Below are 24,735 nucleotides of genomic sequence, written 5' to 3' on the forward strand. Positions count from 1 at the left end.
ATGTCACCTCGAATAACGCGATATATTAAGTAAAATCCCCAGCGATGTCAATAAGAGCGTCAAAGATGAGCCCCCATAGCTAACCAGCGGAAGCGTGATCCCTGTTACCGGAAGCATGCCGATAACGACACCTATGTTAATGAATACCTGAACCGCTACAATACCGACGATTCCGACGGCGAGCAGGCTTCCAAACGTATCGGGAGCCGCTATAGCTGCACGCATTCCGCGCCATACCAAGATGGCGAACAAGAGGATTATCGCCGCCCCTCCGATAAACCCCAGCTCTTCCGAGACGATGGAGAATATAAAATCGGTCTGCGGCTCAGGCAGGTAGTTAAACTTTTGCCTGCTCATCCCAAGCCCCAGCCCTACCAGCCCGCCAGGGCCAATCGCGTACAACGACTGTATAATTTGGTAGCCTGAGCCCAGCGGATCCGACCACGGGTCAAGAAAGGCTGTAATCCGCAGCATGCGATAAGGCGCTGCCAGAATCAGACCGACAAGCCCCGCAACGCCGATCATTGCAAGAGAGCCCAGATGGGCAAGTCTTGCACCGGCTGTATATATAACGATTAGCGAGGCACCGACCATTACAGCACCTGAACCCAGATCCGGCTGCAGCATGATAAGCCCGAAAGCCAGACCTAAAATTCCCAGAGGCGGTAAAAGCCCTTTCGTGAACAGGGTGACGGTTTGCTGCTTCTCAGCCAGCATTTTGGACAGAAACATGACCATCGCCAGCTTCATAAATTCCGAAGGCTGAATGCCGAAGGAGCTGATGCCAAGCCAGCTGCGCGCACCGCCGCGAACGACACCGATCCCGGGGATAAGCACGATGACGAGCAGAGAGAAACAAACCAGCAGACCAAGGCGCGACCATTTCTTCCAAATCCAATAATCTGCGTTCATCGCCACGAACATCGCGCCAATCCCCAGAGCAGCAAAGAGCATTTGTCTTTTGACATAGTAAAACTTATCGCCAAACTCATGAAAAGCAAGAACGGCACTCGCGCTGTACACCATCACTAGACCGATGGCGAGTATGAGCAGAATCGAAACAATCATCCATACATCCGGAGCAGATCTGGCTTTCGCCATAGAGCAAACACCTCTTGCATGCGTAAGTAGGGACGAGCCCCCTACTTACAACGTATGCGCCGATTGTTTAAAAATGCGCCCCCGCTGCTCGTAGGATTTGAACATATCCCAACTTGCGCAGGCCGGAGACAGCAGAACGATATCTCCGGGCTTCGCGATAGAGGCGGCTTCGCGTACTGCTTGCTGCAGTACAGCTTCGGCGTTCTCCTCAGGTTCGACGATAATGATGTCCGTTAAACCTGCTAGCTCAGCTGCATAGGCAATTTTATTGCGCGTTTGGCCCAGTGCGACGACAGCCTTCACCTGGTCACGGAGATGGGGTACCAGCTCTAAGTAATCAACTCCCCGGTCAAGCCCCCCGGCAATCAGTACAATATTACCCGGGAAAGAGCGAAGCGCGATGATTGTTGCAACCGAGTTCGTCGCTTTGGAATTGTTGTAATAGGTCACGCCGTGACGCTCGCAGACGTGCTCCAGACGGTGCTCAACGCCTCGGAATTCACGCAGCGGCTCAATGAGTGAAGGAAGCTCTGCGCCGGCAGCAAAGGATGCAGCCACAGCAGCGAGTGCATTCGCTGCGTTGTGCCGGCCCGGTATGCCGAGCTCGCGGACAGGCAGGAGCTTATGGGTGAATCCCTCGGAATCGCGCCACACTATCAGGCGCTCCTCTTCCCCTTCCGGCGTTGTTAAATCTTCCGGGAACGGCGGCGTTATGAAGAAACCGTATGATAGTTCCTGAGTCGTTGAGAATGGAAGAATCGATGCTTGGATAAGCCCGCCGGCCATTAATTCACGGCAAACGAGATCATCCGCGTTCAGAATCGCTGTATCCTCACCCGTTTGGCTCGCAAAAAGCTTTGCTTTAGAGGCTATGTAATCCTCCATTCCGCCATGGTAATCCAAATGCGTCTCGGCGACGTTCAGCAGAATGGATATGCGCGGACGGAACTGCTGCGTTCCCTTCAGCTGAAAGCTGCTCAGCTCGGCTACAATCCAATCCTCTGCAGATGCAGTCTGAGCCGCTTCGCAAAGCGGTGTCCCGATGTTGCCCGCAAGAATCGGATTACGATCGGCAGCTTCCAGCAGGTCGCCGATCCATGTGGTTGTGGTTGTTTTTCCATTGGAGCCGGTGATGCCTATGATCGGCGCCTGGCTGATCAGATAAGCGACTTCTACTTCTGTAACCACATCAAGACCAAGCTCAATCGCTTGGCGGACAGGCGGAGAACTATAGGGAATTCCTGGGTTCTTGATGACCAGCGCCGTTTCGGCCGTAATCAACCCATCCGGATGTCCTCCACATATAACAGAAACACCCAAAGCTTCCAACTCGTCCGCTTCGGGGCTTAAATGGCGTTCCTTTTGATCGTTGACGGTGACGATTGCACCGAGTTTATGGAACAGCTTTGCGACGCTTACGCCGCTCTTGGCAAGGCCTAACACAACGACGTGCTGGTCCCGGTAAGAGGCCGGATTATTCATGGTTTGGTTATCCTTTCATGTGTGGCATGATCTGATCCCCCTAAGTCCCCCTTCGAAAGGGGGATTCCGGGGGCTCCCGCCCTCTGGACACCCGGAATGGTGTAACGTTGGAGCTGCAGAGATGCGCTTAGAGAGTTTGGTGCGTATGACCGCTTTCGTCCCATACGGGACACGCTTTAATGCGATAGTTGGAAAGAATAAGTGCGCCGGCAGCTGCGCTGCCTTGTCCCTTTGCGGGACTGTGCTTTGTCTGGAAGACTAAGGGTTAGCGGCCCAACACGATGCCGATGGCGGCGAAGACTAGGCCTACGAACCAGAAGGTGGTAACTACGCGCCATTCAGACCAGCCGGAGAGCTCGAAGTGGTGATGGATCGGGCTCATTTTGAAGATCCGCTTGCCTCTTAGTTTGAAGGAACCCACCTGCAGGATGACCGAGATCATCTCAATAACGAATACACCCCCGATAAGAACGAGGAGTATTTCGGTTTTGGTCAGTATCGCTACTGCCGCCATGCCGCCTCCGATTCCGAGTGAGCCCGTGTCGCCCATGAACACTTTTGCCGGATGAGCGTTGAAGACCAGAAATCCCAGCATTCCGCCGATCATTGCAGCAGAGAAAATCGCTGACTCATGCTCGCTTGCATGCAGAGCAAGGATAGCGAATGCACCAAATGCGATCGCCCCTGAGCCTGCCAGTAATCCATCGACACCGTCGGTGAAATTGACTGCATTGGTTGTCGCAAACAGAATGATGACAACAAAAGGATAATAGAACCAGCCAATATCAAAGGATATGCCCGTTCCAGGAATGTCGATTGCCGTGCTGTGATGCATTTGGTAGAGAAGGACGCAAATAATAACTGAAAAAACAAGTTGTCCGAACAGCTTTTGACGCGCGGTTAATCCGAGCGAGCGCTTGAATACGATTTTGATATAATCATCGAGAAATCCAACCAGGCCAAAACCGAGCGAGGAGATCAGCAGCACCCAGAACTCCGAGGTCTTGTCAGAGAATTTGAGAAAGGCAAGCAGCGATGCGAGCATGATGATAATGCCGCCCATGGTTGGCGTACCCGATTTCTTCAAATGGCTCTGCGGGCCGTCGGTTCGGACCTGCTGTCCGAATTTAAGCCTCCGCAGCAGCGGAATGAACAAAGGTCCGATTAGAACCGCAAGCAAGAACGAAGCGCCGATTGACAATAGAATGACCTTGATGTCCATAACCTCACCTTTTATACGCGCTGCAAGTCATGGACGATTTCTTCCATCCGCATGCCGCGTGATCCTTTCACAAGCACGAGATCCCGGGGGTCCAAATTCGCCCGCAGATACTCGATAAGTTCGTTTTTATCTTGAAAAGCTTTGACAGGCGCTTCTTGAGCACCGTCCTGCTTTAACTGCTTCTTTGCAGCTGCGGCTGTATTTAAGGACAACTCCCCAAATGTCAGCACCGCTTCCGCTTTATCCGGAGTAATATAAGCTCCGATCTCCGAATGAAGCACCGCTTCCCGGGGCCCCAGCTCACGCATATCCCCAAGCACCAGCCATCTGCGCCGATATCCGGTTAGCTGCGCCACAAGATCGACCGCAGCGCGAACTGCCGTTGGATTTGCATTATAAGCATCATTGAGCACCATCGCACCATTATACGCACGAAGCGGCTCGATGCGCATACCTGTAAGCTGAAGACTATTTAATCCTTCGAGGATTTGTTCGTCCGGGACGCCAAACCATTTAGCAGCCCCAACAGCCGCAAGTGCATTGGATACATTATGCTGGCCTGGAACGGGCAGCGTCACCTTGGAGAGCCGATCATCCTGTACGACATCAAAGGTCGACGACAAGACGTCCACTGTTATATGAGCTGCCGACCAATCATTCTTCTCGGATAAACCAAAGGTTTGGAGCTGTACAGATGGATCCAGAATCAACTCCGGTACAGCTTTGCAAAGCAGAGGTTCATCTCCGTTCGTAAGCAGCAGCCCCCCGCTGCGAAGACCCTTGGCAATCTCCAGCTTCGCCGCTGCAATTCCCTCACGGGAACCAAGCTGCAGCATATGAGCGTCACCGATATTTGTAATAATCGCAATATCCGGCTTTGCGATCATGGTTAACAGCTCGATTTCACCGAAACCACTCATCCCCATCTCCAGCACGACAATATCGATACTCTCATCCAGCTGCAGCACGGTCAGAGGCAAGCCGATGTGATTGTTGAGGTTACCTGCTGTTTTGTGCACGCGAAAAAAACCGGACAGCACCGACGCGACCATGTCCTTCGTCGTTGTTTTGCCATTGCTTCCGGTAATACCGACCACACGAAGATCAAGCTCATCCCGGTACGAAGAAGCAAGCTTCTGCAGCGCGGCAAGCGTATCATCAACCAATATCAGCGGTGCATCAACCAAGGCTTCGGCTATGGGCCGATCCTTTTGCCAGAGTATTGCGGCAGCGCCGCTGTCCCATACATCCGCTCCGAATTCATGTCCATCGAAGTTTTCGCCGACAAGCGGAATGAACAGTTGACCTGCCGTGACCCGCCTGGAATCTGTCGTCACGCCGCAGACCATGACTTCAGCATTCATATGATTCTCATTGGCTAACGTTCCGCCGCACATGGCGGCAATAGCGCCTATCGATCGTTTTATCACTATAAAATGCCCCTTATCGCTTCTTTCGCCACTTCGCGGTCATCAAAATCGAAGGTTTGCCCGCCGATTAATTGATACGTTTCATGGCCTTTTCCCGCAATTAATACTACATCGTCAGGGCTGGCCATTTCAACCGCTTTTTGAATGGCGGCATGGCGGTCAGCTAACAGCTCGTAGCGGGATTTGTCCACCCCATCCTCTGTTAGTCCAGCCTCAATGTCCTGCAAAATAAGCTCCGGATCTTCCGTTCTCGGGTTATCGGAAGTTACGATCGCGTAGTCCGCATAATGAGCGGCAATTTTACCCATAATCGGGCGCTTGGTCCGGTCACGGTCGCCGCCGCAGCCAAATACGCAAATAATCCGTCCCGCCGCGAACTCCTTCACCGCTTTGAGCACATTCTCCAGCCCATCCGGGGTGTGGGCGTAATCCACAATAACGGCGAATTGCTGGCCTGCCTTAACGGCCTCAACTCTTCCCGGAACACCGGGCAGAGCCTCCAAACTCTGCTTGATCCGATCAAGCGGAATCCCCTCAATCAGTGCGGCACAGACCGCCGCAAGCGCATTATAAACATTGTACTTGCCGGCCATCTGCAGCATAATATCGGCTTTGCCTTTGAACGACTCCAGATGGAAAGAAGTACCATGAGCCGTTATCCTAATATTCGAGGCCCTTACATCGGCTTCATGATCGACGCCGTAAGTCAGTACTTCAGCGGAAGTCAGGAGGGCAAATTCTTTGGAAGCCGCATCGTCTGCATTTAACACGGCATAGGAGCGTTCCGCCTCCGAGACCGCATATTCATTGCCAAGACGGGAAAAAAGCAGTCCCTTGGCAGCCGCGTAGTTTTCCATTGTACCATGGTAATCCAGATGATCCTGCGTCAAATTTGTGAATATCGCCGTCCGGTACCTGCTGCCTTTCACTCTGCCCTGCTCAAGTGCATGCGAGGATACCTCCATCGCACAATAATCTGTTCCAGCATCAACCATAGCTGCCAAATACCGCTGCAGATCAAGCGCTTCCGGAGTCGTACCCGACATGGGGAGCGACTGTCCGTTATAGCGCATTTCGACGGTCCCAATAACACCTGGGGCATATCCGGCATCGCTTAATATTTGTTCAATGAGGTAGGTGGTCGTCGTTTTACCGTTCGTTCCGGTAATGCCGATGAGCTTGAGCTTATGGCTAGGCTGGCCGAAATAGCTGTCGGCAAGAATCGCCATTGCAAGGCGCGTATCCTTAACAACCAGCTGAGGCACATCGAGTTCAAGCACCCGGTCTACGACGAGCGCGGCAGCCCCGCTCTCTACTGCCCGCGGGGCGAATTTATGGCCATCTACCGTGTGGCCTTGCAAACATATAAACAGGTCACCCTGTGCGACTTTTCGAGAATCAATTTGAATGCCTCCAATCTCGGTCTCCCCATTTCCTACTAGACGACCCGTTGAAAGCAACGAGGCAAGCTGCTGTAGCTGCATGATTTGCCCTCCTAAAAGTTTTTGCGTGGCTCTGCCCCATGATTCCGATTGGAATCACGGAGCAAAAACTACCTCGTAAGCATAACCCTAAGTTTTTGCGTGGCTCTGCCCCATGATTCCGATTGGAATCACGGAGCAAAAACTACCTCGTAAGCATAACCCTAAGTTTTTGCGTGGCTCTGCCCCGTGATTCCGATTGGAATCACGGAGCAAAAACTACCTCGTAAGCATAACCCTAAGTTTTTGCGTGGCTCTGCCCCGTGATTCCGATTGGAATCACGGAGCAAAAACTACCTCGTAAGCATATTCTTAAGTTTTTGCGCCGCTTTTTATCATTATAGTCAATGATTATGGCTTTCATCATCTTCCTTGCCCAAATAAATTCGAATCGTGGAACCGCGGTCAACCCTTGCTCCTGCTGCGGGAGACTGACGGATCACCGTATCTCCGGTGCCTGCAGATGAGAGATTGAAGTTCATATTCAAATCCTCATAGATGTCGGAGACCGTTTTGCCTACCAGGTTAGGAACGGTAACAATCGGAATTTCACCATACTTATAATCTCTTGAAATCTGATTCTGACGAGGAGCGATACCCATATACGGCAGCGCGTCCGCCAAAATATTGTGAACAATCGGCGCAGCGACAACGCCTCCGAATTGGATCCCCTGCGGATTATCCACGGCTACATAAACGACAATCTTAGGATCATCAGCCGGCGCAAAACCAACGAAAGATACGATATGCTCATTGGGGGAGTATCGGCCGTTAATTACTTTCTGGGCTGTACCGGTTTTGCCGCCGACACGATAACCGTCGATAAACGCATTCTTACCGGTTCCTTTTGCGACGACACTTTCAAGTGCCTCACGCACCTGCTGACTCGTATTATCCGAAATGACCTTACGCACTGCCTCTGGCTGAATGGATTCAACGACTTCCCCCGTCTCCGGGTTAATCCAGTTCTTAGCGACATGCGGCTTATATAACGTGCCTCCGTTAACCGCTGCCGAAACGGCTGTAATTTGCTGAATCGGCGTTACTGATACGCCCTGCCCAAACGCAGTCGTTGCAAGCTCTACCGGTCCGACCTGACTCATCTTGAACATAATTCCGTTCTCTTCACCGCCAAGGTCAATCCCGGTCTTCGTCCCGAAGCCGAAATTCTTGATATAGCTGAACAGCTTCTCTTTGCCAAGCCGGTTGCCCAGCGTAACAAAACCAGGGTTACAAGAGTTCTGAACAACTTCAAGGAAGGATTGACTGCCATGTCCGCCATTCTTCCAGCACCGGAGCTTTGCTCCCCCAACTTCAATGAATCCCGGATCGAAGAAAAAATCATTTTTCAAATTGACTTTCTTTTCTTCTATTGCCGCAGCTAGTGTAATGATCTTAAAGGTTGACCCGGGCTCATAGGTCATCCATATGGGCAAATTCCGATTGTACACCTGCTGATCGACATCGCGGTATTTATCCGGTTCGTAGCTCGGCCTGCTGGCCATACCCAGAATTTCCCCGTTAGTCGGATCCATCGCGATCGCAATGATATCGTCCGCCTGGAACTTGACCATAGCCTGATCAAGCTCCCGCTCCATGATGGATTGGATCTGCTTGTCAATGGTGAGCTCTAGATTAAGCCCGTCCTTCGGTTTCAAATACGTATCGGAAGAGCCCGGCATCTGCCGCCCCTTCGCATCGGATAAGAACGAAATATTCCCATTGATCCCTTCAAGCTGATCATTGTATTTGGCTTCAATGCCGGTCAAACCTTGATTATCGATTCCTGTAAAGCCAAGTACGTGGGAAGCAAAGCTGCCGAGCGGGTAATAGCGTTTGTTATCCTCCGCCACCACGATGCCCGGTAAATCGAGATCGCGGATTTCCTGCGCCTTCTCTGTTGTGATCTTCCTGCCGCCAGGCTGAATACGGACAATCAGCTGCTTCTTCTTAATCGTTGTGTACACACTATCTTCCATGATCCCGAGTACGCTGGCGACTTTCGCGGCTGTCGTTTTGGCATCCTTTATTTGAGCTGGAATCGCCATAATGGTCGGAGAACTTATATTATACGCAAGCTTCTCGCCGTTTCGGTCCAAGATCTCACCGCGTTTGGCAGAAAAAGGAATTTCTCGCCGCCATGAATTCTCTGCTTTTGCCGAGAGCTCCGGCCCTTTCCACAGCTGCACGTAACCGAGACGGACAGCAAGCAGCAAGAAAGCAGCGACAGCAATAATCAGCGCAGAGAACAACCGTCTCCTTACCGTAACATTTGAAACCTTCACCTTAGCATCCCCTCCGAACGGCTCGTAAACGGGGACATCTCGTCCTTCCGCTTCTTAATCCAAGCCTATTCGGAGAAAAAATCGGTTAGAACAAGCTATCTTGGCTCGTCTGCTGTGCTGGCGCCTCACTCATTCGTGCTTTTGCCATCATCTACTTTATCAGCAGGAGGTGTTAGTGACTCCGTATCCGGCGGAGCAAGAATCAGCTTTAAGACATTTTCCCCGTTTTGCTTAGCCAGTATTTGGGAGGTGACAAACCCTTCTCCTTCGGTGAAGCATCGCATTTGTAAAATGGAACAGATTTCAAGCGCGTCCCGCAAAGAGAGCCCCTTCATGTTCGGGATCGGCAGCTTGCTTCGATCCTCGGTAAGCAAATACACACGCTGGTTAGGCGCCACGGCCGTATTCGCCTTCGGAATCTGCTGCAGGACCGTGCTGCCTTTTCCTACGATTTCATAATCAAGAGTATGTGATTTAAGCTGTGTCTTCGCTTGCGCCAAGCTCAGATCAGCCAGTTCAGGAACAACAACGGTCTGCTCCTTCTGTTTCTGCCCATCAGCTGTTGTTGTAATCGGGCTCACACCCATATGACGCAAGCTTTGCAGGACAATATCCTTGAATACTGGAGCGGCAACGGAGCCGCCGCCTGCGTATTTATCGTTCGGTTCATCGACGACGACATACACGACGATCTTCGGATTGCCTACCGGTGCAAATCCGATGAAAGAAACGACGTATTTATCCGTGGAATATCCTTTGCCATTCGTTTCAACCTTTTGAGCGGTACCTGTTTTGCCCGCAACCCGGTAGCCTGGGATATAAGCATTTGCCCCTGTCCCGATCTCTTGATCGGAAACAACCTGCTCCAGATATTCATCCACCAGATTGGCCGACTGCTCCGAAATGACTTGACGGATGACTGTCGGCTCCGTCACCGTTACTTTCCCCGTAACCGGATCTTCGATCTCTTTGACCAGATGAGGAACCATTAACTTGCCGCCGTTGGCAACAGCCGCAACAGCAGCGACCTGCTGGATAGGCGTAACTTGAACCTTACCTTGTCCGAAAGCTGCCGTCGCATATTCCGTCGCGTATTTCGGGGTTATTGCCCCCGCAATTTCTCCATTCAGTTCGATTCCTGTTTTTTTACCAAAACCAAAATTCTTTATATACCCCAGCAGACGCTCATCTTTCAATTGCTCGTAGCCAAGCTTAACAAATGCGACGTTACTGGACCGTTTCAGACCTTCTAAATACGTAATTGTTCCCCAGCCTACCCGGTTATGATCGTGAATCAAGGAGCCGGCAATATTGATAGCGCCGGACTTATACTTTTCATCCGGATGGAACAAGCCTTCCTGAACGGCACCTGAGAGGGTTACAATCTTAAATGTCGAACCCGGTTCATATAAAGACTTGATGGAATGATCATAGAATCCTTCGGGACTCGCCTTCCAATATTCATTCGGATTGAAATCAGGAAGATTCGCCATGCCAAGTATTTCCATCGTTTGAGGATCAGCGGCTATCGCTGTTATACTCTTAGGCTGGTACTTCACATAAGCTGCCTTAATCGCTTCTTCGACGTAATGCTGAATCTCGGTATCGATTGTCAGCTTGACATTATCCCCGTCATGGGAAGGCTTGAAGCTTACCGTGCCGTTCTCAAGAATAACGCCGTTCCCGTCTCTCTCATACTTAATCTCGCCTGCCTCGCCGGCTAATTGCTTGTCCAATGCAGCCTCAAGCCCCATAACCGGATGTTCCTCTTTGTCCATATAACCAAGAATATGGGAGGCCAAATTATTTTTAGGATAATAGCGTTTGGTTTCATTCTGCAGAAAGACACCGACATCATCTTGCTTGGTCTGAACCTCAAGCTCCTTCTGAAAGCTGGTGATTCGATCTGCGACCGCCTTATCAATCTTGTAGCCTTCCTTACGAATCTCCCGCTGCTCGTAATAATTGCCGTCCTTCTGCTTCGCCTCGATAATCGTGCGAATCTCTGATTCCGGCTTGTCCAGAATGAGATGCAGCTTGCTGACCACGATATCCTCGATCTTCAGCTTTTGCAGGACTTTCGGTTTGACGACTACCGTATATGCAGCAACATCCATCGCAAGCACATCCCCGTCACGATCCGTTATGTTCCCGCGAACCGGAAGAAGTTTCTCTGATTTCGACCACAATTCACGCGCTTTCTCCGACCAGAAGTCCGCATTCACGACTTGCACGGTATAGACTTTGCCTACTAAAACAACAAAAAGGAGGGTGATGAGCCCTCCAACCAACAAAGTACGCAGTTTTATCCTTTTTGTCATAGCCTCTGCCCCTATTCCTTTTTCATGGCGATCGGTTCTTTGGCGGCGGTATTTACTTTGATAGGCTCGTCATCCGGTGCAGCGAAGCCCATTTGTGCAGCTTTCTCTTTGATTTTCTCCGGGCTGCTGTTCAGGGCAACTTGTTTTTTCAATTCAACCATATCGGTTTCCATTTGGGCCTGCTGCTTGGTCAGGTTCTTGATCTCCAAATCCATTTGGTAGATTTGAGCATAGCGCATAATAATAACTCCAGCCACAATTACACATACGAGAATTGTAAACATATAGAGCAATTTCTCTTGTACAGGGATCGATTTGCGTTTAACGACGACTTTTCTTGTCTCACGGAAATTTTTCTGCTTCTGATCCGGTTTGCGTTTAGGCTGTAAGGCCAAGTTGCCATTCACATATGCCATGTAGTTCCTTCATCCTTTCTGTTCCCTAAATGATGATCTATAAAAAATGATTATTTTACAGTTTCTCGGCTACTCTCAGCTTCGCTGAGCGCGCTCTCGGATTAAGTTCCAGCTCTTCCTCGCTCGGTACAACCGGTTTGCGGTTCACCAGCTTCAGCTTGCCGTTGCCGCCGCAAACACATAAAGGAAAGTCAGTAGGGCAAGTGCATTTTTCAACAAATTTCGCAAAAAGCTGCTTGCAAATCCGATCTTCGAGTGAATGGAACGTAATAACCGACGCTCTTCCGCCAGATTTCAACACATTCACCGTTTGTTCAAGTGCTTCTTCTTCCGCGCCAAGCTCATCATTAACCGCGATTCGCAAAGCTTGAAAGGTCCGCTTGGCTGGATGTGGCCCTGTGCGGCGCGTAGCTGCAGGGATTCCGGACTTGATAAGCTCAACGAGTTCGCCGGTTGTTTCAATCGGCTTCTGCTCTCGGGCCTGAACGATTTTACGGGCGATTTGTCTTGCGAATCTTTCTTCGCCATAATTCGTTAGAATCCGCGAAATTTCCCGTTCATCCCATGTATTGACGATATCATTCGCGCTCAGCATGCTGTCCTGATCCATCCTCATATCCAGCGGAGCATCATGGTTATAGCTAAAACCGCGGTCTGCCTCGTCAAGCTGCGGGCTTGAAACGCCCAGATCGAATAAAACCCCATCGACACCATCAATTCCAAGATCACGCAGAACATGCTCTAAGTAACGGAAATTGCTTTTCACCAATGTAACCTGATCCATGTAAGGAGCTAAGCGGATACGTGCGTTTTCAAGAGCAATATCGTCTTGATCAAGTGCAATGAGCCGTCCACCGGCCGAGAGACGTGATGCAATTAATTCACTGTGTCCTGCGCCGCCTAACGTACAATCGACATAGATACCGCCTGGTTTGATAGCCAGCCCATCGACGGCTTCTTCCTTGAGCACTGTTATATGTTGAAACAAGTTGTTGCCCTCCCGGCTCTAAGGTCGCTTCTTCCAATGCCCGTATGTCGGCCAGCGATCTAGAAATTAAAATCAAAATCCACAAGCTTCTCTGCGATATCGTTAAATGTCTCTTCTGACTGCTTAAAGTAGCCTTCCCAAATTTGTTTGCTCCAGATTTCCACCCGATTGGAGACGCCAAGGACAATACAATCCTTGTCTAATTTGGCGTAGTCGCATAGCGTATTGGGCAAGTTCACCCTTCCCTGCTTATCCAGCTCGCATTCCGTTGCTCCCGAGAAGAAGAATCTCGAGAAAGCCCGGGCGTCGGACTTCATCATGGGAAGTGATTTCAGCTTCTGTTCCAATATGCCCCACTCACTCATCGGATAAACGAACAAACAATTATCAAGGCCCCGGGTGACAACAAAATGGTCGCCAAGCTGGTCACGGAATTTGGCAGGGATAATAATTCGGCCTTTGTCATCAATGCTATGCTGATATTCTCCCATAAACATTGGCCGCTCCACCTCTTCCCCCAAATCCTCCACTTAGTCCCACTTTTCACCACTAGGTTTGATGTATTCGCCACCCAAAAGGCAATTCCTGCTCGGCAGCTTATTTTTTCAAAAATATTTCACGGGATTAAACTTGTTACAGTTTTGAAACTTTTGCCTCTGACTAATCGTGTAAACTAAAACCAACCTACTCCGGACGAATTGATGAAGGAGCCTAATATCGCTATGAATGCTGTTACGGATCCAAGGATAGATTTGCTTCGTGCCTTTGAAGAGCACTGCTTTCAGGTAGCGCATTACCTGCTTGGCAATGAGAAAGACGCCGCTGCTGCAAGCGAGAATGCGCTTATCGAATTATTCCGTTCCCATGCGTTTGCCGGCGGGTCTGAAGAGGAGAGAAAGCGATTGGCCAAAGAGGCGGCGATTCGAAGTGCTCTTAAACAAGCGGGCCGCCGACAATCCGCTGTGCAATAAGAAAAGAGCTGCCACCACAAAGCCGATGAAGGCTTGCGATGCAGCTCTTTGGTTGATTTAAGAAAGGATTAATTAGGATCTTCTTCCTTGTTCGTGGTTGTAAGTGGGGGGTCCGGTAAACCGAGCTGCTCCTCTACCCTGACTGCTGTCCCTGTTCCGGCCCCTGCTGCTGCAGCTCTCCTGCGGTTGCTTCGATAAGCGTAGTAAACCGGGATTCCCAGAATTGCAACAAGCAGCAAAACAGGCAGCGCACCCGCCAAGAAGATAAATAACCCTTGCACGAACGCATAGATCACCTTTGTGCTTCCCGACATGGCGTTTTGCAGCCGATCCAGAAAAGCCGGATTCTCCTCTTTTACGACAGCCGCCGCTGCCACCATTTGCTGATACATCCTCAGTTCTACCGTTGAAAAAGCGACGTTTTTGTCCAAATACCGCATTCTTCCTTTGATTTGTTCGATTTCGGTTTGAACACCGCCAAGCTCGCTCGATATTCTCAGCAAATCATCGGATTTTACTGCCTTTTCCATAAACGAAAGCAAGCGCGCTTCGACAACCTGCCGCGCCTTAAGCCGGGATTCCAAATCCACATATTCCTCCGAAACATCCGTTCCTTGAATGGTTTTTTCGAAAACACCATCCTTGATCTTGATCTTCTCGAGCTCTGTAAGGAACGTATCGAAGCTGGAAGGCGGAACCTTAATCGTATACGTGCCGCCGATCTCTGAAGAGGTTTTCTGATCTGCAAATTGAAGCAGGTAGCTTCCGGATACATGGATAATATTTTTGAGCAAGGTCTGAGCTTTGGCATAGTCACCGACTTCCATGGAAACGTTGGAACGGTAAATTACCTTGCGGTTCATTCCCTCCTCCGAAGCAAGCGTGGAGTCTGAGCTCGATAAGCCCGACCCGAAGCTTGCTCCCGCTGCATTCGCATGCTCAGCAGCCGTATTCGAAGTAGGTTCGGCGGATTGATCGCTCTGTTCGACAGATGCACTCTCTGTTGAGCTCGTCTTATCCATAGCAGCTGAACTGTCCGTACCCGAATTGTCAGTGGACATATTGCTCTTGGCGTTACTGCTGGCGGTATCGGCATCCTTATTGCTGGACGAGCATCCTGATGCCATCAGGAGTGAAACTGCGACTGCCATTACTGCGATTGACCACTTCAGGCCTTTCTTCCTCTCTTCCATACGGGCAACCCCCTATATTTGTTTTGGTTTGCGTACCTACTTAACGTTAAGCAGATGGAAGATGTTGCAATGATACCCATTAAAATTAAAAAGCCGCATGAGCTCGGATTCCATGAAAGAAATCCGTGCCCATGCGGCTTCATATGATTGACGGTAAGGAATTATTCGTGTTCTGCCCAGCTTTCGAGGTAGTTCTTCTGCTCAACTGAAAGCTTATCGATTCCAATGTTCAGCGCCTCGAGCTTGAAGCGTGCAACTTGTTCGTCAAGCTCGTATGGAACGTTAACGACTTTAGCACCAATGGATTCGTAATGATCATTCACATATTTAAGCGACATCGCCTGCAGTGCGAACGTCATATCCATGATTTCTGCAGGATGGCCATCGCCTGCAGCCAAGTTTACCAGACGGCCTTCTGCGAGAAGATAGATGCTGCGTCCGTCCTTCAGCTGATACTCTTCAATGTTTTTACGCACGGTGCGTTTGCTTGAGGACAATGCCTCAAGTTCCGGCTTATTCACTTCAATGTCAAAATGCCCGGCATTGGACAAAATAGCGCCGTTTTTCATCACTTCGTAATGTTCGCCGCGAATGATATCCCGGTTCCCGGTAACAGTCACGAAGAAATCGCCGACTTTTGCCGCATCCAGCATCGACATCACCGTGAATCCATCCATATAGGCTTCAACTGCGCGAATCGAATCGATCTCTGTCACGATTACGTTAGCGCCAAGACCTTTTGCACGCATCGCAACCCCTTTGCCGCACCAGCCGTAGCCGGCGACAACAACGGTCTTACCCGCAACGACCAGGTTAGTCGTCCGGTTAATGCCATCCCAGACGGATTGTCCAGTGCCATAACGGTTATCGAACAAATATTTACAGAAAGCATCATTTACGGCAACCATTGGGAATTTCAATGATCCGTCCTTCTCCATCGCTTTGAGTCGAAGAATGCCGGTTGTTGTTTCTTCCGCCCCGCCGCGAATTTGAGCCAGCAGGTCAGGACGTTCTGCATGCAGAATGGATACTAAATCGCCGCCGTCATCGATAATCAGATCCGGCTTCGTTTCAAGTGCTTTAACAAGCAGCTCCTTATATTCTTTGGGCTCTGGATTGTATTTAGCGAATACGGTAATACCGTCCTCAACTAATGCAGCGCACACATCATCCTGCGTGGACAATGGATTGCTCCCCGTAATCGTAACCTCAGCTCCGCCTGCTTGCACGACTTTAGCAAGATATGCCGTTTTAGCTTCCAAATGGAGGGAAATGGCAACCTTTAACCCTTTGAACGGCTGCTCTTTCTCAAATTGCTCACGGATCCGGTTCAATACCGGCATATGTGCGGCTACCCATTCAATTTTCAAATGACCTTCAGGCGCGAGCGACAGGTCAGTTACGATGCTTGTTTCTTTTGCGTTTACTGTCATTTCTCTCTTCGACATCCTCTCTATAGGTAAATCATCCGATGACCGCCAAGACAGTCAAAGGGTGCTTCAAGCAGCTTCTCCAGCCAAGCAGAACCGTAGCGGTTCCAATACACCGTCCAATTGATCACCCGCTCCTGCGGTTTACCATCCGGCCATAAGCATACTGCAATCCGGTCCAGCTGGCGAATGACGGCTTCATGCTTTCTTGCATGCGCATCCCTCGTTCGCGACTCCAGAAACTCAATTTGCTCCATTATTTTCTGTTTATTCGTTTCGCTCAGTTTGGCTAGGCCGCCTTCCACTGCCGAGACCAGCTCTACAATTGGCTGGTACAGCTCAGAGAACTGCTGCTTAACCGCTTCGAAATGATGATCGATGTCAAGCTCATCCTGTTCTTTAAGCCAGGCTTCTTTATAGGCTTCAAACCGGTACGCAACATCCTCAAACGACAGCTCGTACTTCATCATATGCTTGGTAACTGCAGCTTCCACCAAAGTAAAAGACATGCGCGGCAGTATAATGGGCATCTGCATATCAAAGGAACGGAAGGCAGGAGCCGTTAATGCCCAGTAAGCAATCTCGCCGGATCCAAGCACAGCTGCAAGAACAGGCAGCACATAATCCTGCATTAACGGCCGTGTCAGAACATTGTTGCTGAATCGTTCAGGCGTCTCTTCAACGATACGAAGCAGCTCGCTGCCTGTCCACGATACCGTCCCTCTACGATTCACAAATCGGCCATCCCGCTTAAACAGCAGCGTTCTCTCGCCGGGAGCTTCATCGTCCTCGCCCTGAAATAAGAATAAATTCGCACTGTCCTCAGCAACTTCTGCTTGCGGTTCATAGCCATGCTGGCGAATCATATCTGCTCCGCGCCTGTAGGCCGATTCCAGCTCATCATTGCGTTCCATGATCCGTTTGAACATTGGAGCCTCCAGTTTGCGAAGCTCCGGGTCATCGGAATCAAGAAGAACGAGCCCTTCTTTGCCAAACAGCCAACCCAGCGTGTGTGCGAACCACTCGGATAATGTCTCCGATTGTTTAGCAAAAGTGGTTAAACGAGCTAACAATTCACGTTTATTTTCACTGTCCGGTAGCGTCTCCCCCAGGAGCCGGGCCGCTTCAAGCATAACCTCCTGAGTCACTTTGCTGCGGCTTACCGATGTTCGGGACCCATCCGGTCTTGGAACAGCGATTTTGACCAATTGATTGTCCGGATTAAGGATATGCGCATGGTTCGCTTCATCCCAATCATGATCTTCTCCTGCGATCCAGAACACAGGAACTACAGCTTGCCCTGTTACCTTCGCTGCATGTTTCGCTGCAGAGATAACCGATATCGCTTTATGAATGACAAGAAGCGGCCCTGTCCACAATCCTGCCTGTTGACCGCCCACAACAACAGGAGCTCCTGCTGCAATAGCTTCAATGGATGAATGTACTTCTGCACTGTTATTAAACTTCCGATTATACCGAGCAAGCACAGCCGCCAAGCTTTTTGCCGAAACACGGCTTCCCGATTGATCTTTGAGCCATTTCGCTCTTCGTTTCCAATCCCCATCTTCTGCAGGATGGCTGCCGAATAATGACTCCAGCTCAGGCTCAGTTCGACTTATGTATGCCTCGGTGACCGGCTGACCGAAAGGCAGCTGAACCGATTCGATTTCCATGGACAATATCAACCTTTCTGAGCATTCACGTAGGATGACTTATATGATTTCAAAAAGCAATTAGGATCTTTTTTCATTGTACACAACCTATCGCGCACCGTCAAAAAAAAAACGCCCTCCTTGCGATGAGGAAGACGATCCGATAAATGAATAAAACTCGAAAGAAAATCAGATATTGAAGAAGCTTTTGCCGATGCCGATACACATGAGCACCACATAGAAGAGCCCCATCATAAAAAATCCCAGCCTCCAAATCACTCTCGTAATCCGCCGGACATTGATATTTCCTTTCGATCTATACTGCACATTGCCGAGCAGTCCTGCGCCAAGCAAGAAAATAAGCAGGATTCCGTACAGTCCAAAGGAGCTGTGAAAGATACGATCAAATAAAACGGCAACACAGCCGATCAGAAGTGCTGTTGTTACATCCATGGCTGTGCGGAAAGCTTTCTTGCGATCACCCGTAAAAGCTCCGAGACCAAAATATACCAGCAAAAAAGGAATAATCGGAATAACGGCCAGAGTGGCGTAGACATGTTTTATACTTTCCCAAATCCACAGCATCTCGGTCCGCTCCTTCGCTATCTCTAAATGATTAACGATTTAATTAATACCGTCATTGCGTCATTCAATGGTGCGGGGATATGGAGACGCTTTGCAAGCGCAGCTATTCCGCCATTAATCCAATCTGCCTCGGTTAACCGTCCAGCCTTCACATCCCGAAGCATCGATGATTCATTACGCGCTGTCTGTTTGCAAACGGAAAGTAACCTTTCCCAAGAGTCCACTGGAGAATGCCAGCCGGCAGCGGTCAGGATCGCTTCACTTTCGGCATGAACCGCCATCATCAGCTTCAATCTCACTGGGTCCTGAGGTAAATCTCCGTTTTTTACGCCATAAATGGCCGTAAGCGGATTAATTACAGCATTTATCAACAATTTATCATAGAGACGGTTAACCATTTCATTCGACAGTTCTGCATCAATTCCTGCAAGATCTAACGATTCCAGTAACATTTTTTGCATTTGCTCCCCAGTATTAAGGGATTTGGGCCAGGCCCCAACAGTTAATCTGCCTTGTCCGGTGTGAATAACTGTTGTATCATCCATACGAAGCGCACCCTCTGTCGAAATGGCCGCATACAGCGGGGTATTCGGCAGCGCAGCCCCCAGCTTCTCCATATGGCCAATACCGTTTTGCAGGCACAATAAAGAGGCTCCTTGAGCGGTCAATGACGATAACTGGCTTATTAAATTCGAATCCAGATGCGTCTGCTTGACGGTGAGCCAAATCCAGTCGTGATCATTTGGCCACCAGAAACCGGTTGGTTCATCCGTTAAGACGTCAAGACTGCCCATTACGAAGGCTGGAATGGGATGCTGGCTCTTCTTGCCCTGTTCTTCAAGAGTTATTCCGTATTTGTTCAAAGCGCTGGCCTGACCGGCCGAACGCGTCACTAATGAAACGCTTATTCCAGCGCGTGCCAGTCTTGAGGCATACATCAATCCAATGGAACCAGCGCCGACAATCATGATCCGCAACCTTCATCTTCCTTTTCAGCATTTTCTATCATGGTAACAGATCATATACAAAAAATCCCGTTAAACCTTGTCGGTTTAACGGGATTCGGCCTGAGGCAAACCAATCACTGAATGAATGCTGCCTCAGCCATAGGCTGAGGCAAACCAATCATTCATTACTCAATCCGTTCCAAATTACCGTTCGCATCCATTTTAAAACGCGGCTTGGATTCATCTTCTTCCGTTAACACTGTAAGCCTTCGTGCCCGGTCCATAATTTGAATAAGCGTTTTATAATCATCATTAACTGCGCGGTAATCCGTTTGAACATTATTGACTTCTAGAGATAAACGTTCGTTAAGCTCTCTTAATGTGAACAGCTCTTCTTCTTTTTCGCGAACATCGCGTTCAAGCGTTTTAATTTGACGGCTGAGCTCTTGGTAAGTGCTTTTCCATTGGCGAAGGAAACGTACAACCGAATCAATGGAGAGCGATTCTTCTGTCAAAGGCTCACTTTTGTATGTGCGCTCTTCTGTGTCGATTATGCCTATAGATGACACGTGAGGAGTTACCACATACGTTTGTTTTTTCATATAATTCCGCTTCTGGCGCTGCTGCTTAGCAATTTGTATCGCATCTTCATAGCGTTTGCGAACGCAGCTATTCCAGCGAAATCCGCATGCTGCTGAAGTTCGGCCTATTCGCTCCCCCACTTCCTCAAAAGCGGCTAGCTGTGTACTGCCCTCGCGGATATGCCGCAATGTTACTTCAGCGAGGATGAGATCATCATCCGGGCTCCACGCATCTTGTCTGACTGCTGTCATGCAACCAAAACCTCCTAACATTAGGCGCTTACTTTATCTCTATGCCCTTGGTAGAGTTCATAGAATCTATCGGATACTAATTTGTATATCCATTTTATTGAGGGCTCATACATATTTTTTCCGAATTTGATGCAAACTTGTATCAGGACATGTCATAACAATAAAAAGTTTGCCAATTCGTCACGAGTGAAACAGTTTACAGTCGTTACCCGAGACGTTATAATGGGCAATAGAAAACGGGTCGTGACTGACGAGAGGGGGATGCACTCATGGCACGCATGTTCCGAGTGCTTGGCTTTTGGACGCTGGTTATCGCTCTAATGGCTTTTGCAGGCCACATGACTGAGATGGCGTTGTTGTTTTTTATCCAAACCGTTGTTTTTGTCTTGCTCGGCTATTTGAACTTCTCCGAGAAAACGTATATGTTAATGTTCTGGGCATACATGTTTATCTCGTTTGTTGGATTCACTTACTGGACGGTATTCGTAATGGGCAACCCGTTCTAATAGCACCAACTAAACGCCAAATAGCCAAAAGGCTGTTCCAGGTAGACAACCTCTACCTGGAACAGCCTTTTTCAATTCAATCGGAAATCTGCATTTGAACATCATATCCTCTAAAGGTTTACGGAAAGAAACGGTTTTCTGCGCACCCTCTGGGCCGTGCAAACCATTTCTTCTTATTTCTGCAGAATCATGACCTTGAACGCCTCACTCATAATGTCGCTCCACAATAACTGGCGGATCGACCGGTTACGCTTAGCCGCCTCACTGAACGGATCTGAGCCATCATGATCCACTAAATCATCCAGAACACCTTGATCAATCAGAAACTGCTTTTGAGTCTGATAATAGCTCACCTTCCAGCCAGACTTCTCCGCTGCTCTTCGGCAAGCCATGAAATTCACATGAGCCGTTATGTCCTGCTCTCCAATGAACCGGAATGGATCATCATGTGCAATATGATCCTTGTAGCAAAGCAAAGTTCCTTTCATGCGATGAGGTCCAGCCAATTCATCCGCTTCATGACCGTAATCAATGATGATAAGCGCACCCGCTGACATTCGGGCAGACATCTCCTTGATCCAGCGTTCTGCGGCCAGGTTGATTTCAACTTCCTGACCTTCAGCCAGCTTGATGCCATCAGCCGCTAACGATTGTTCCAGCTCCGGATTCGTGAGCGGCACTATAGCATATTGAAAAGGCCGCCCATTCCTTGATGAATCCTCCTCGCTCAAGGTCACAGCCATCTCCCACAGCTGATCTTCATGCAGAACGAGCCGGTGAACAGGAAACGCGTCAAGCAGCTCATTGGCAAATATAATCAGCGGTTTATCTCTCCAATGTTCTATTTCCGCCTCTTGGGGAGTCATGAAACGTATTTCCGCTTTAGCCTGCGTCTCAAACCTTGATTCTTGAAATAGCCGCTCAGCCTCAGCTAAGTGAACAGGGCTGCCATCCACAACCATGTATGTCAATTGGGATAACCAGTCAGGCCTTTCCTGTTCCCAAATATCGATAATCTGCTTGGATAATCTTCCTGTTCCAGCTCCCCATTCACCAACATCGGCGCATCCGCCATATTCATCAACAAGCCTTGTTAAGAAGCCGGCCAGTTTCTCCCCCATAATCGTACCTACAGCAGAGCTGGTATAGAAATCTCCTGATTTCCCCACTCTCACCGCACCTGACCGGTAGTAACCATATTCCTGATCATAGAGACACATTTCCATATAATCATAAAACGAAATGCAGCGCACATCCGCTTGAATAGGCGCCGCGTTCAGCTTTTTCCCAGCAATGCCATCCCTTCGAATGCGTTTTTCAATGCGATTCTTTAGCTGTTCCGAACGGTTCATGCCTGCCTCCATTCAAGGACAAAATTTCAGTTACAAGATATAATAGAGAGATTGTACGCATATAGTAGTCCAAGCAAACACGTCTTTGAAAGGGGAGCAGAGCGTGACAGGTATGAAGCATCGCAGAACCCTGGTAATCGTCGTTTGCGCGATCGCCACGTGGCTGACCATCATCCCCGTTTTTGCACAGCCGCAGCAGCCTGTTGATGAAGAAGTGAGACGTATCCTGGAGAAAAGTTTATCTGTCGTTGAAATCGACAAAGAAATAGCTCGTATCGTGCAGCAGCAGACTGCGATCTCAACTAAGCTGGTGCAGTCCCAATCCGAGCTGGACAAGCAGAAGGCATCCATCGCTGAACATCAAGAGAAGGCCGGAGCTGTACTTCGAGCCTATTATACCGGTGAGAGAGACTTCATGCTGACAGCCGTGCTATCGTCCGATAACCTGTCCAGTTTGCTCACCATGGTCGATTATTTTGACTTTATTTTCTCTAATGATCAGCTTACCTTGAACACCTATACGAAACAATACCGCGAATTAAAAAAAGAAATCGATAAGCTTGATGCCCAATCCGAACAGCTCGCCGAGGTTCAGAAGCAGCTCACAGAGCAGCGCAGCCGGGTAGCAGCCCTGCAGGAGGATGTAGACAGCCAGCTAAGCGGAAGGTCCGATGCTGACAAGCTCCTTAATATGATCAATGAATTTAATGACTACTGGAAAAATGTCGGTTTATTAGAGGTCAAACGTTATTTCAGCGCCTTGTCCAAAGCGATGAATAAAATGCCGGCTTGGGTGCAAGACAACAAAGACATGCTTGAAATCGACGGTTTCAACTATACACTTACCGTCTCCGATGATCAATTGAATACCTTCCTCAGGGAACAAAATGAGCTGTTTAATAATTTTGCTTTTGCCTTTCATGATGATTCGGTGGAGGTATCCGGTAAACGGGATGGCATGGAGGTCAAATTATCTGGTCATTACACAGTGGAGAAGACCGGCGCTATTCTATTCCATGTAGATGAACTCATATTTAACGGTCTGGCTCTGCCGGACACAACCCGCCATTCGCTTGAAAAGGAGTTCGACCTCGGTTTTTATCCGCAAAAAATGGTTTCGTTCCTCAGAACGAAATCTGTACAAACAGAAAATGGAAAGCTAATTGTTAAGCTTTCCATTTCCCTTTGATGAGAGCGGCGGCGCTGTGCCACCGCTTTCTTGTTCCCCGTTCCACTGCTTAACCAATGCACCCGCCTGTTCCGTCGTAAAAGAACTCCAATCATGGCGGTTCTTCCATAATTCCAACCATTTGTTCCAACGCTCGGACCAATACGGATCAGGCAGCAGGGGCTGGCTTTCCAGCATATTGATCAGCCAATTAGGGGGATTCTCCGAGATCTCACTCGTTTCAAACTCATTCGTATAGGCGGATATCCTCGCTGGCAGCCTCATGAAACGGGAATAACGATCGAGCTGGCTGCTGGTAGAGGTCATTTCATTTATCCATAAACGCGCAGCATCCAGATCCTCCAATTTAGATGACAAAACAAAGCTATTCCCGCCGCTCCAGCTTATCGGCCCTGTTTGATTTCCGATTGTTAACCGTTTCCGTTCAGCATCTGAAAGGGATTGGTAAACCGACCAAGGCAGCACAGAAGAGAGCAACGTACCGGATTCAAACTGCTGCATGAGTTTAGCAGAATCCAGAACTGGATTCAGAGCCGACATCTGCTTGGCATAATCTGCCGCAAAGCGGAGTTGTTGTTTGGAGCCCTCATTAAATGGCAGCAAATTGACCGCAGATTGACTATTGTCCTTAAACGCACCAAGCCAAGCGATAATTTGACTCGGTTCCGCCGGCAGAATGTTAAACCATTTCAAATTAGGATTTGCCGATTGGAGCCCATTCCATGCAGTTTTAAACGTACTCCAATCCTTTGGGGAAGCATTCAGCCCGGCAGTTTTCAGCAGCTCGCGCTGCCATACAACGAGCAGCGGATTACAGTCAAGCGGTACCCCCCAAAGTGAACCGTTCCACTTCAGAAGATCTGTGAGCGCTTCCAATTGATCAGCTAGCGAATCTCCCGTAAATATACCGTCCGTCGGGAGCAAATAGCCTTGAACAGCAAACTCTCTTACCCGGTTATTATCCAAAAGCATGATATCAAATGGATCTCCGATTTGAGAGTCTTCCTTCCATGTATCATAGGCCTCGGCTGTCGGAAAATTAATTAATTCTACCTTGATTGCAGGATGAACATGTTGGAATTTCTCATTGCTTTCTATCCAATATTGATATTCTGACGCCTGCATCGATACAGCTGCTCGCAGAGTTACCGTATTCTTCTTGCTTCCATCAACAACTTTAGGCTGCTGTGCCGAAGGCGGCCCATCGAACGGGATGACTGTCAATCCAGGCTTGCCAAACATCGGAACAAGCAGCGCCGCGCATATCGTAAACACACCGAGCAGCAGCAAAACATATTTCTTACGGGACACTTTTACCTCCTAAAAGTTTTCCGAAGGAAAACTTGCTCCG

The 24,735-nt window shown here is 49.2% G+C and carries 21 protein-coding genes; 3 read left to right on the forward strand and 18 right to left on the reverse strand.

Going from position 1 to position 24,735, the window contains the following annotated elements; genetic code table 11:
- Positions 1–3 precede the first annotated feature (3 nt).
- The 10 genes from spoVE to mraZ all read right to left on the reverse strand — a co-directional run bounded on the left by spoVE (position 4) and on the right by mraZ (position 13,223).
- The gene (gene spoVE / locus ACFPYJ_RS21715) at positions 4–1,101 is read right to left on the reverse strand and encodes a stage V sporulation protein E (RefSeq protein WP_379190314.1); all 1,098 of its coding nucleotides are present in this window, start codon (positions 1,099–1,101) and stop codon (positions 4–6) included.
- Positions 1,102–1,146: 45 nt separating this feature from the next.
- The gene (gene murD, locus ACFPYJ_RS21720) at positions 1,147–2,583 is read right to left on the reverse strand and encodes a UDP-N-acetylmuramoyl-L-alanine--D-glutamate ligase (protein WP_379190315.1); all 1,437 of its coding nucleotides are present in this window, start codon (positions 2,581–2,583) and stop codon (positions 1,147–1,149) included.
- Positions 2,584–2,848: 265 nt separating this feature from the next.
- Positions 2,849–3,805 carry a phospho-N-acetylmuramoyl-pentapeptide-transferase gene (gene mraY, locus ACFPYJ_RS21725; protein WP_379190316.1) on the reverse strand — a complete coding sequence of 319 codons (957 nt, stop codon included), beginning with the start codon at positions 3,803–3,805 and terminating at the stop codon, positions 2,849–2,851.
- Positions 3,806–3,816: 11 nt separating this feature from the next.
- Entirely contained in the window at positions 3,817–5,235 is a 1,419-nt protein-coding gene (locus ACFPYJ_RS21730) for a UDP-N-acetylmuramoyl-tripeptide--D-alanyl-D-alanine ligase (RefSeq protein WP_379190317.1), read from the reverse strand.
- The gene (locus tag ACFPYJ_RS21735) at positions 5,235–6,719 is read right to left on the reverse strand and encodes a UDP-N-acetylmuramoyl-L-alanyl-D-glutamate--2,6-diaminopimelate ligase (RefSeq protein ID WP_379190318.1); all 1,485 of its coding nucleotides are present in this window, start codon (positions 6,717–6,719) and stop codon (positions 5,235–5,237) included. The genes ACFPYJ_RS21730 and ACFPYJ_RS21735 overlap by 1 nt, the downstream gene beginning before the upstream one ends.
- 341 nt (positions 6,720–7,060) lie before the next feature.
- On the reverse strand, positions 7,061–9,001 hold the full coding sequence (locus ACFPYJ_RS21740; RefSeq protein WP_379190319.1) for a stage V sporulation protein D: 1,941 nt from the start codon (positions 8,999–9,001) through the stop codon (positions 7,061–7,063).
- Positions 9,002–9,126: 125 nt separating this feature from the next.
- On the reverse strand, positions 9,127–11,322 hold the full coding sequence (locus ACFPYJ_RS21745) for a penicillin-binding transpeptidase domain-containing protein (protein ID WP_379190320.1): 2,196 nt from the start codon (positions 11,320–11,322) through the stop codon (positions 9,127–9,129).
- An 11-nt stretch (positions 11,323–11,333) separates the two neighbouring features.
- Positions 11,334–11,738: an FtsL-like putative cell division protein gene (locus ACFPYJ_RS21750; RefSeq protein WP_379190321.1), complete on the reverse strand. Its 405-nt coding sequence runs from the start codon at positions 11,736–11,738 to the stop codon at positions 11,334–11,336.
- Between the two features lie 55 nt (positions 11,739–11,793).
- Positions 11,794–12,726, reverse strand: coding sequence for a 16S rRNA (cytosine(1402)-N(4))-methyltransferase RsmH (gene rsmH / locus ACFPYJ_RS21755; RefSeq protein WP_379190322.1), 933 nt, complete (start codon positions 12,724–12,726; stop codon positions 11,794–11,796).
- Positions 12,727–12,785: 59 nt separating this feature from the next.
- The gene (gene mraZ, locus ACFPYJ_RS21760; RefSeq protein WP_379190323.1) at positions 12,786–13,223 is read right to left on the reverse strand and encodes a division/cell wall cluster transcriptional repressor MraZ; all 438 of its coding nucleotides are present in this window, start codon (positions 13,221–13,223) and stop codon (positions 12,786–12,788) included.
- 225 nt (positions 13,224–13,448) lie between these two features.
- Here mraZ and ACFPYJ_RS21765 point away from each other — a divergent pair, with 225 nt between their 5' ends.
- Positions 13,449–13,697: a hypothetical protein gene (locus ACFPYJ_RS21765; protein ID WP_379190324.1), complete on the forward strand. Its 249-nt coding sequence runs from the start codon at positions 13,449–13,451 to the stop codon at positions 13,695–13,697.
- A 68-nt stretch (positions 13,698–13,765) separates the two neighbouring features.
- Here the strand turns inward: ACFPYJ_RS21765 and ACFPYJ_RS21770 are convergent, their stop codons facing one another.
- The 6 genes from ACFPYJ_RS21770 to ACFPYJ_RS21795 form a co-directional block, all read right to left on the reverse strand.
- Complete coding sequence (locus ACFPYJ_RS21770; RefSeq protein ID WP_379190325.1) at positions 13,766–14,890, reverse strand: DUF4349 domain-containing protein; 1,125 nt, start codon at positions 14,888–14,890, stop codon at positions 13,766–13,768.
- Positions 14,891–15,051: 161 nt separating this feature from the next.
- Positions 15,052–16,323, reverse strand: a complete 1,272-nt coding sequence (locus ACFPYJ_RS21775; protein WP_379190326.1) for an adenosylhomocysteinase — start codon at positions 16,321–16,323, stop codon at positions 15,052–15,054.
- A 20-nt stretch (positions 16,324–16,343) separates the two neighbouring features.
- A complete protein-coding gene (bshC, locus tag ACFPYJ_RS21780; protein WP_379190327.1) occupies positions 16,344–17,993 on the reverse strand; it encodes a bacillithiol biosynthesis cysteine-adding enzyme BshC in 1,650 nt (549 codons plus the stop codon).
- Between the two features lie 168 nt (positions 17,994–18,161).
- The gene (locus ACFPYJ_RS21785) at positions 18,162–18,557 is read right to left on the reverse strand and encodes a DUF3397 domain-containing protein (protein ID WP_379190328.1); all 396 of its coding nucleotides are present in this window, start codon (positions 18,555–18,557) and stop codon (positions 18,162–18,164) included.
- Between the two features lie 23 nt (positions 18,558–18,580).
- The gene (locus ACFPYJ_RS21790) at positions 18,581–19,525 is read right to left on the reverse strand and encodes a ketopantoate reductase family protein (protein WP_379190479.1); all 945 of its coding nucleotides are present in this window, start codon (positions 19,523–19,525) and stop codon (positions 18,581–18,583) included.
- Between the two features lie 164 nt (positions 19,526–19,689).
- Positions 19,690–20,337, reverse strand: a complete 648-nt coding sequence (locus ACFPYJ_RS21795) for an RsfA family transcriptional regulator (protein WP_379190329.1) — start codon at positions 20,335–20,337, stop codon at positions 19,690–19,692.
- A 269-nt stretch (positions 20,338–20,606) separates the two neighbouring features.
- Between ACFPYJ_RS21795 and ACFPYJ_RS21800 the strand changes: the two genes are divergently transcribed.
- Positions 20,607–20,843 carry a DUF2626 domain-containing protein gene (locus ACFPYJ_RS21800; RefSeq protein WP_379190330.1) on the forward strand — a complete coding sequence of 79 codons (237 nt, stop codon included), beginning with the start codon at positions 20,607–20,609 and terminating at the stop codon, positions 20,841–20,843.
- A gap of 173 nt (positions 20,844–21,016) precedes the next feature.
- Here ACFPYJ_RS21800 and ACFPYJ_RS21805 read toward each other — a convergent pair whose 3' ends face one another.
- Entirely contained in the window at positions 21,017–22,195 is a 1,179-nt protein-coding gene (locus ACFPYJ_RS21805; RefSeq protein WP_379190331.1) for a class I SAM-dependent methyltransferase, read from the reverse strand.
- A 103-nt stretch (positions 22,196–22,298) separates the two neighbouring features.
- Between ACFPYJ_RS21805 and ACFPYJ_RS21810 the strand changes: the two genes are divergently transcribed.
- On the forward strand, positions 22,299–23,384 hold the full coding sequence (locus tag ACFPYJ_RS21810; RefSeq protein WP_379190332.1) for a coiled-coil domain-containing protein: 1,086 nt from the start codon (positions 22,299–22,301) through the stop codon (positions 23,382–23,384).
- Here the strand turns inward: ACFPYJ_RS21810 and ACFPYJ_RS21815 are convergent.
- Positions 23,355–24,695: an extracellular solute-binding protein gene (locus ACFPYJ_RS21815; protein ID WP_379190333.1), complete on the reverse strand. Its 1,341-nt coding sequence runs from the start codon at positions 24,693–24,695 to the stop codon at positions 23,355–23,357. The two genes, ACFPYJ_RS21810 and ACFPYJ_RS21815, sit on opposite strands and share 30 nt — an antisense overlap.
- Positions 24,696–24,735 lie beyond the last annotated feature (40 nt).

It is taken from the genome of Paenibacillus solisilvae (genome assembly GCF_042656405.1).
In the GTDB taxonomy this organism is placed as follows: domain Bacteria; phylum Bacillota; class Bacilli; order Paenibacillales; family Paenibacillaceae; genus Paenibacillus_Z; species Paenibacillus_Z solisilvae.

Bases quoted from the DNA above. Each gene is read 5' to 3' on its own strand.
- ACFPYJ_RS21785 (WP_379190328.1), bottom strand. From the start codon at position 18,557: ATGCTGTGGATTTGGGAAAGTATAAAACATGTCTACGCCACTCTGGCC.
- ACFPYJ_RS21750 (WP_379190321.1), bottom strand. From the start codon at position 11,738: ATGGCATATGTGAATGGCAACTTGGCCTTACAGCCTAAACGCAAACCG.
- murD (WP_379190315.1), bottom strand. From the start codon at position 2,583: ATGAATAATCCGGCCTCTTACCGGGACCAGCACGTCGTTGTGTTAGGC.
- ACFPYJ_RS21735 (WP_379190318.1), bottom strand. From the start codon at position 6,719: ATGCAGCTACAGCAGCTTGCCTCGTTGCTTTCAACGGGTCGTCTAGTA.
- ACFPYJ_RS21800 (WP_379190330.1), top strand. From the start codon at position 20,607: ATGGCACGCATGTTCCGAGTGCTTGGCTTTTGGACGCTGGTTATCGCT.
- spoVE (WP_379190314.1), bottom strand. From the start codon at position 1,101: ATGGCGAAAGCCAGATCTGCTCCGGATGTATGGATGATTGTTTCGATT.
- bshC (WP_379190327.1), bottom strand. From the start codon at position 17,993: ATGGAAATCGAATCGGTTCAGCTGCCTTTCGGTCAGCCGGTCACCGAG.
- ACFPYJ_RS21775 (WP_379190326.1), bottom strand. From the start codon at position 16,323: ATGACAGTAAACGCAAAAGAAACAAGCATCGTAACTGACCTGTCGCTC.
- ACFPYJ_RS21805 (WP_379190331.1), bottom strand. From the start codon at position 22,195: ATGAACCGTTCGGAACAGCTAAAGAATCGCATTGAAAAACGCATTCGA.
- ACFPYJ_RS21795 (WP_379190329.1), bottom strand. From the start codon at position 20,337: ATGACAGCAGTCAGACAAGATGCGTGGAGCCCGGATGATGATCTCATC.
- mraY (WP_379190316.1), bottom strand. From the start codon at position 3,805: ATGGACATCAAGGTCATTCTATTGTCAATCGGCGCTTCGTTCTTGCTT.
- ACFPYJ_RS21745 (WP_379190320.1), bottom strand. From the start codon at position 11,322: ATGACAAAAAGGATAAAACTGCGTACTTTGTTGGTTGGAGGGCTCATC.
- ACFPYJ_RS21765 (WP_379190324.1), top strand. From the start codon at position 13,449: ATGAATGCTGTTACGGATCCAAGGATAGATTTGCTTCGTGCCTTTGAA.
- ACFPYJ_RS21770 (WP_379190325.1), bottom strand. From the start codon at position 14,890: ATGGAAGAGAGGAAGAAAGGCCTGAAGTGGTCAATCGCAGTAATGGCA.
- ACFPYJ_RS21790 (WP_379190479.1), bottom strand. From the start codon at position 19,525: ATGATTGTCGGCGCTGGTTCCATTGGATTGATGTATGCCTCAAGACTG.
- mraZ (WP_379190323.1), bottom strand. From the start codon at position 13,223: ATGTTTATGGGAGAATATCAGCATAGCATTGATGACAAAGGCCGAATT.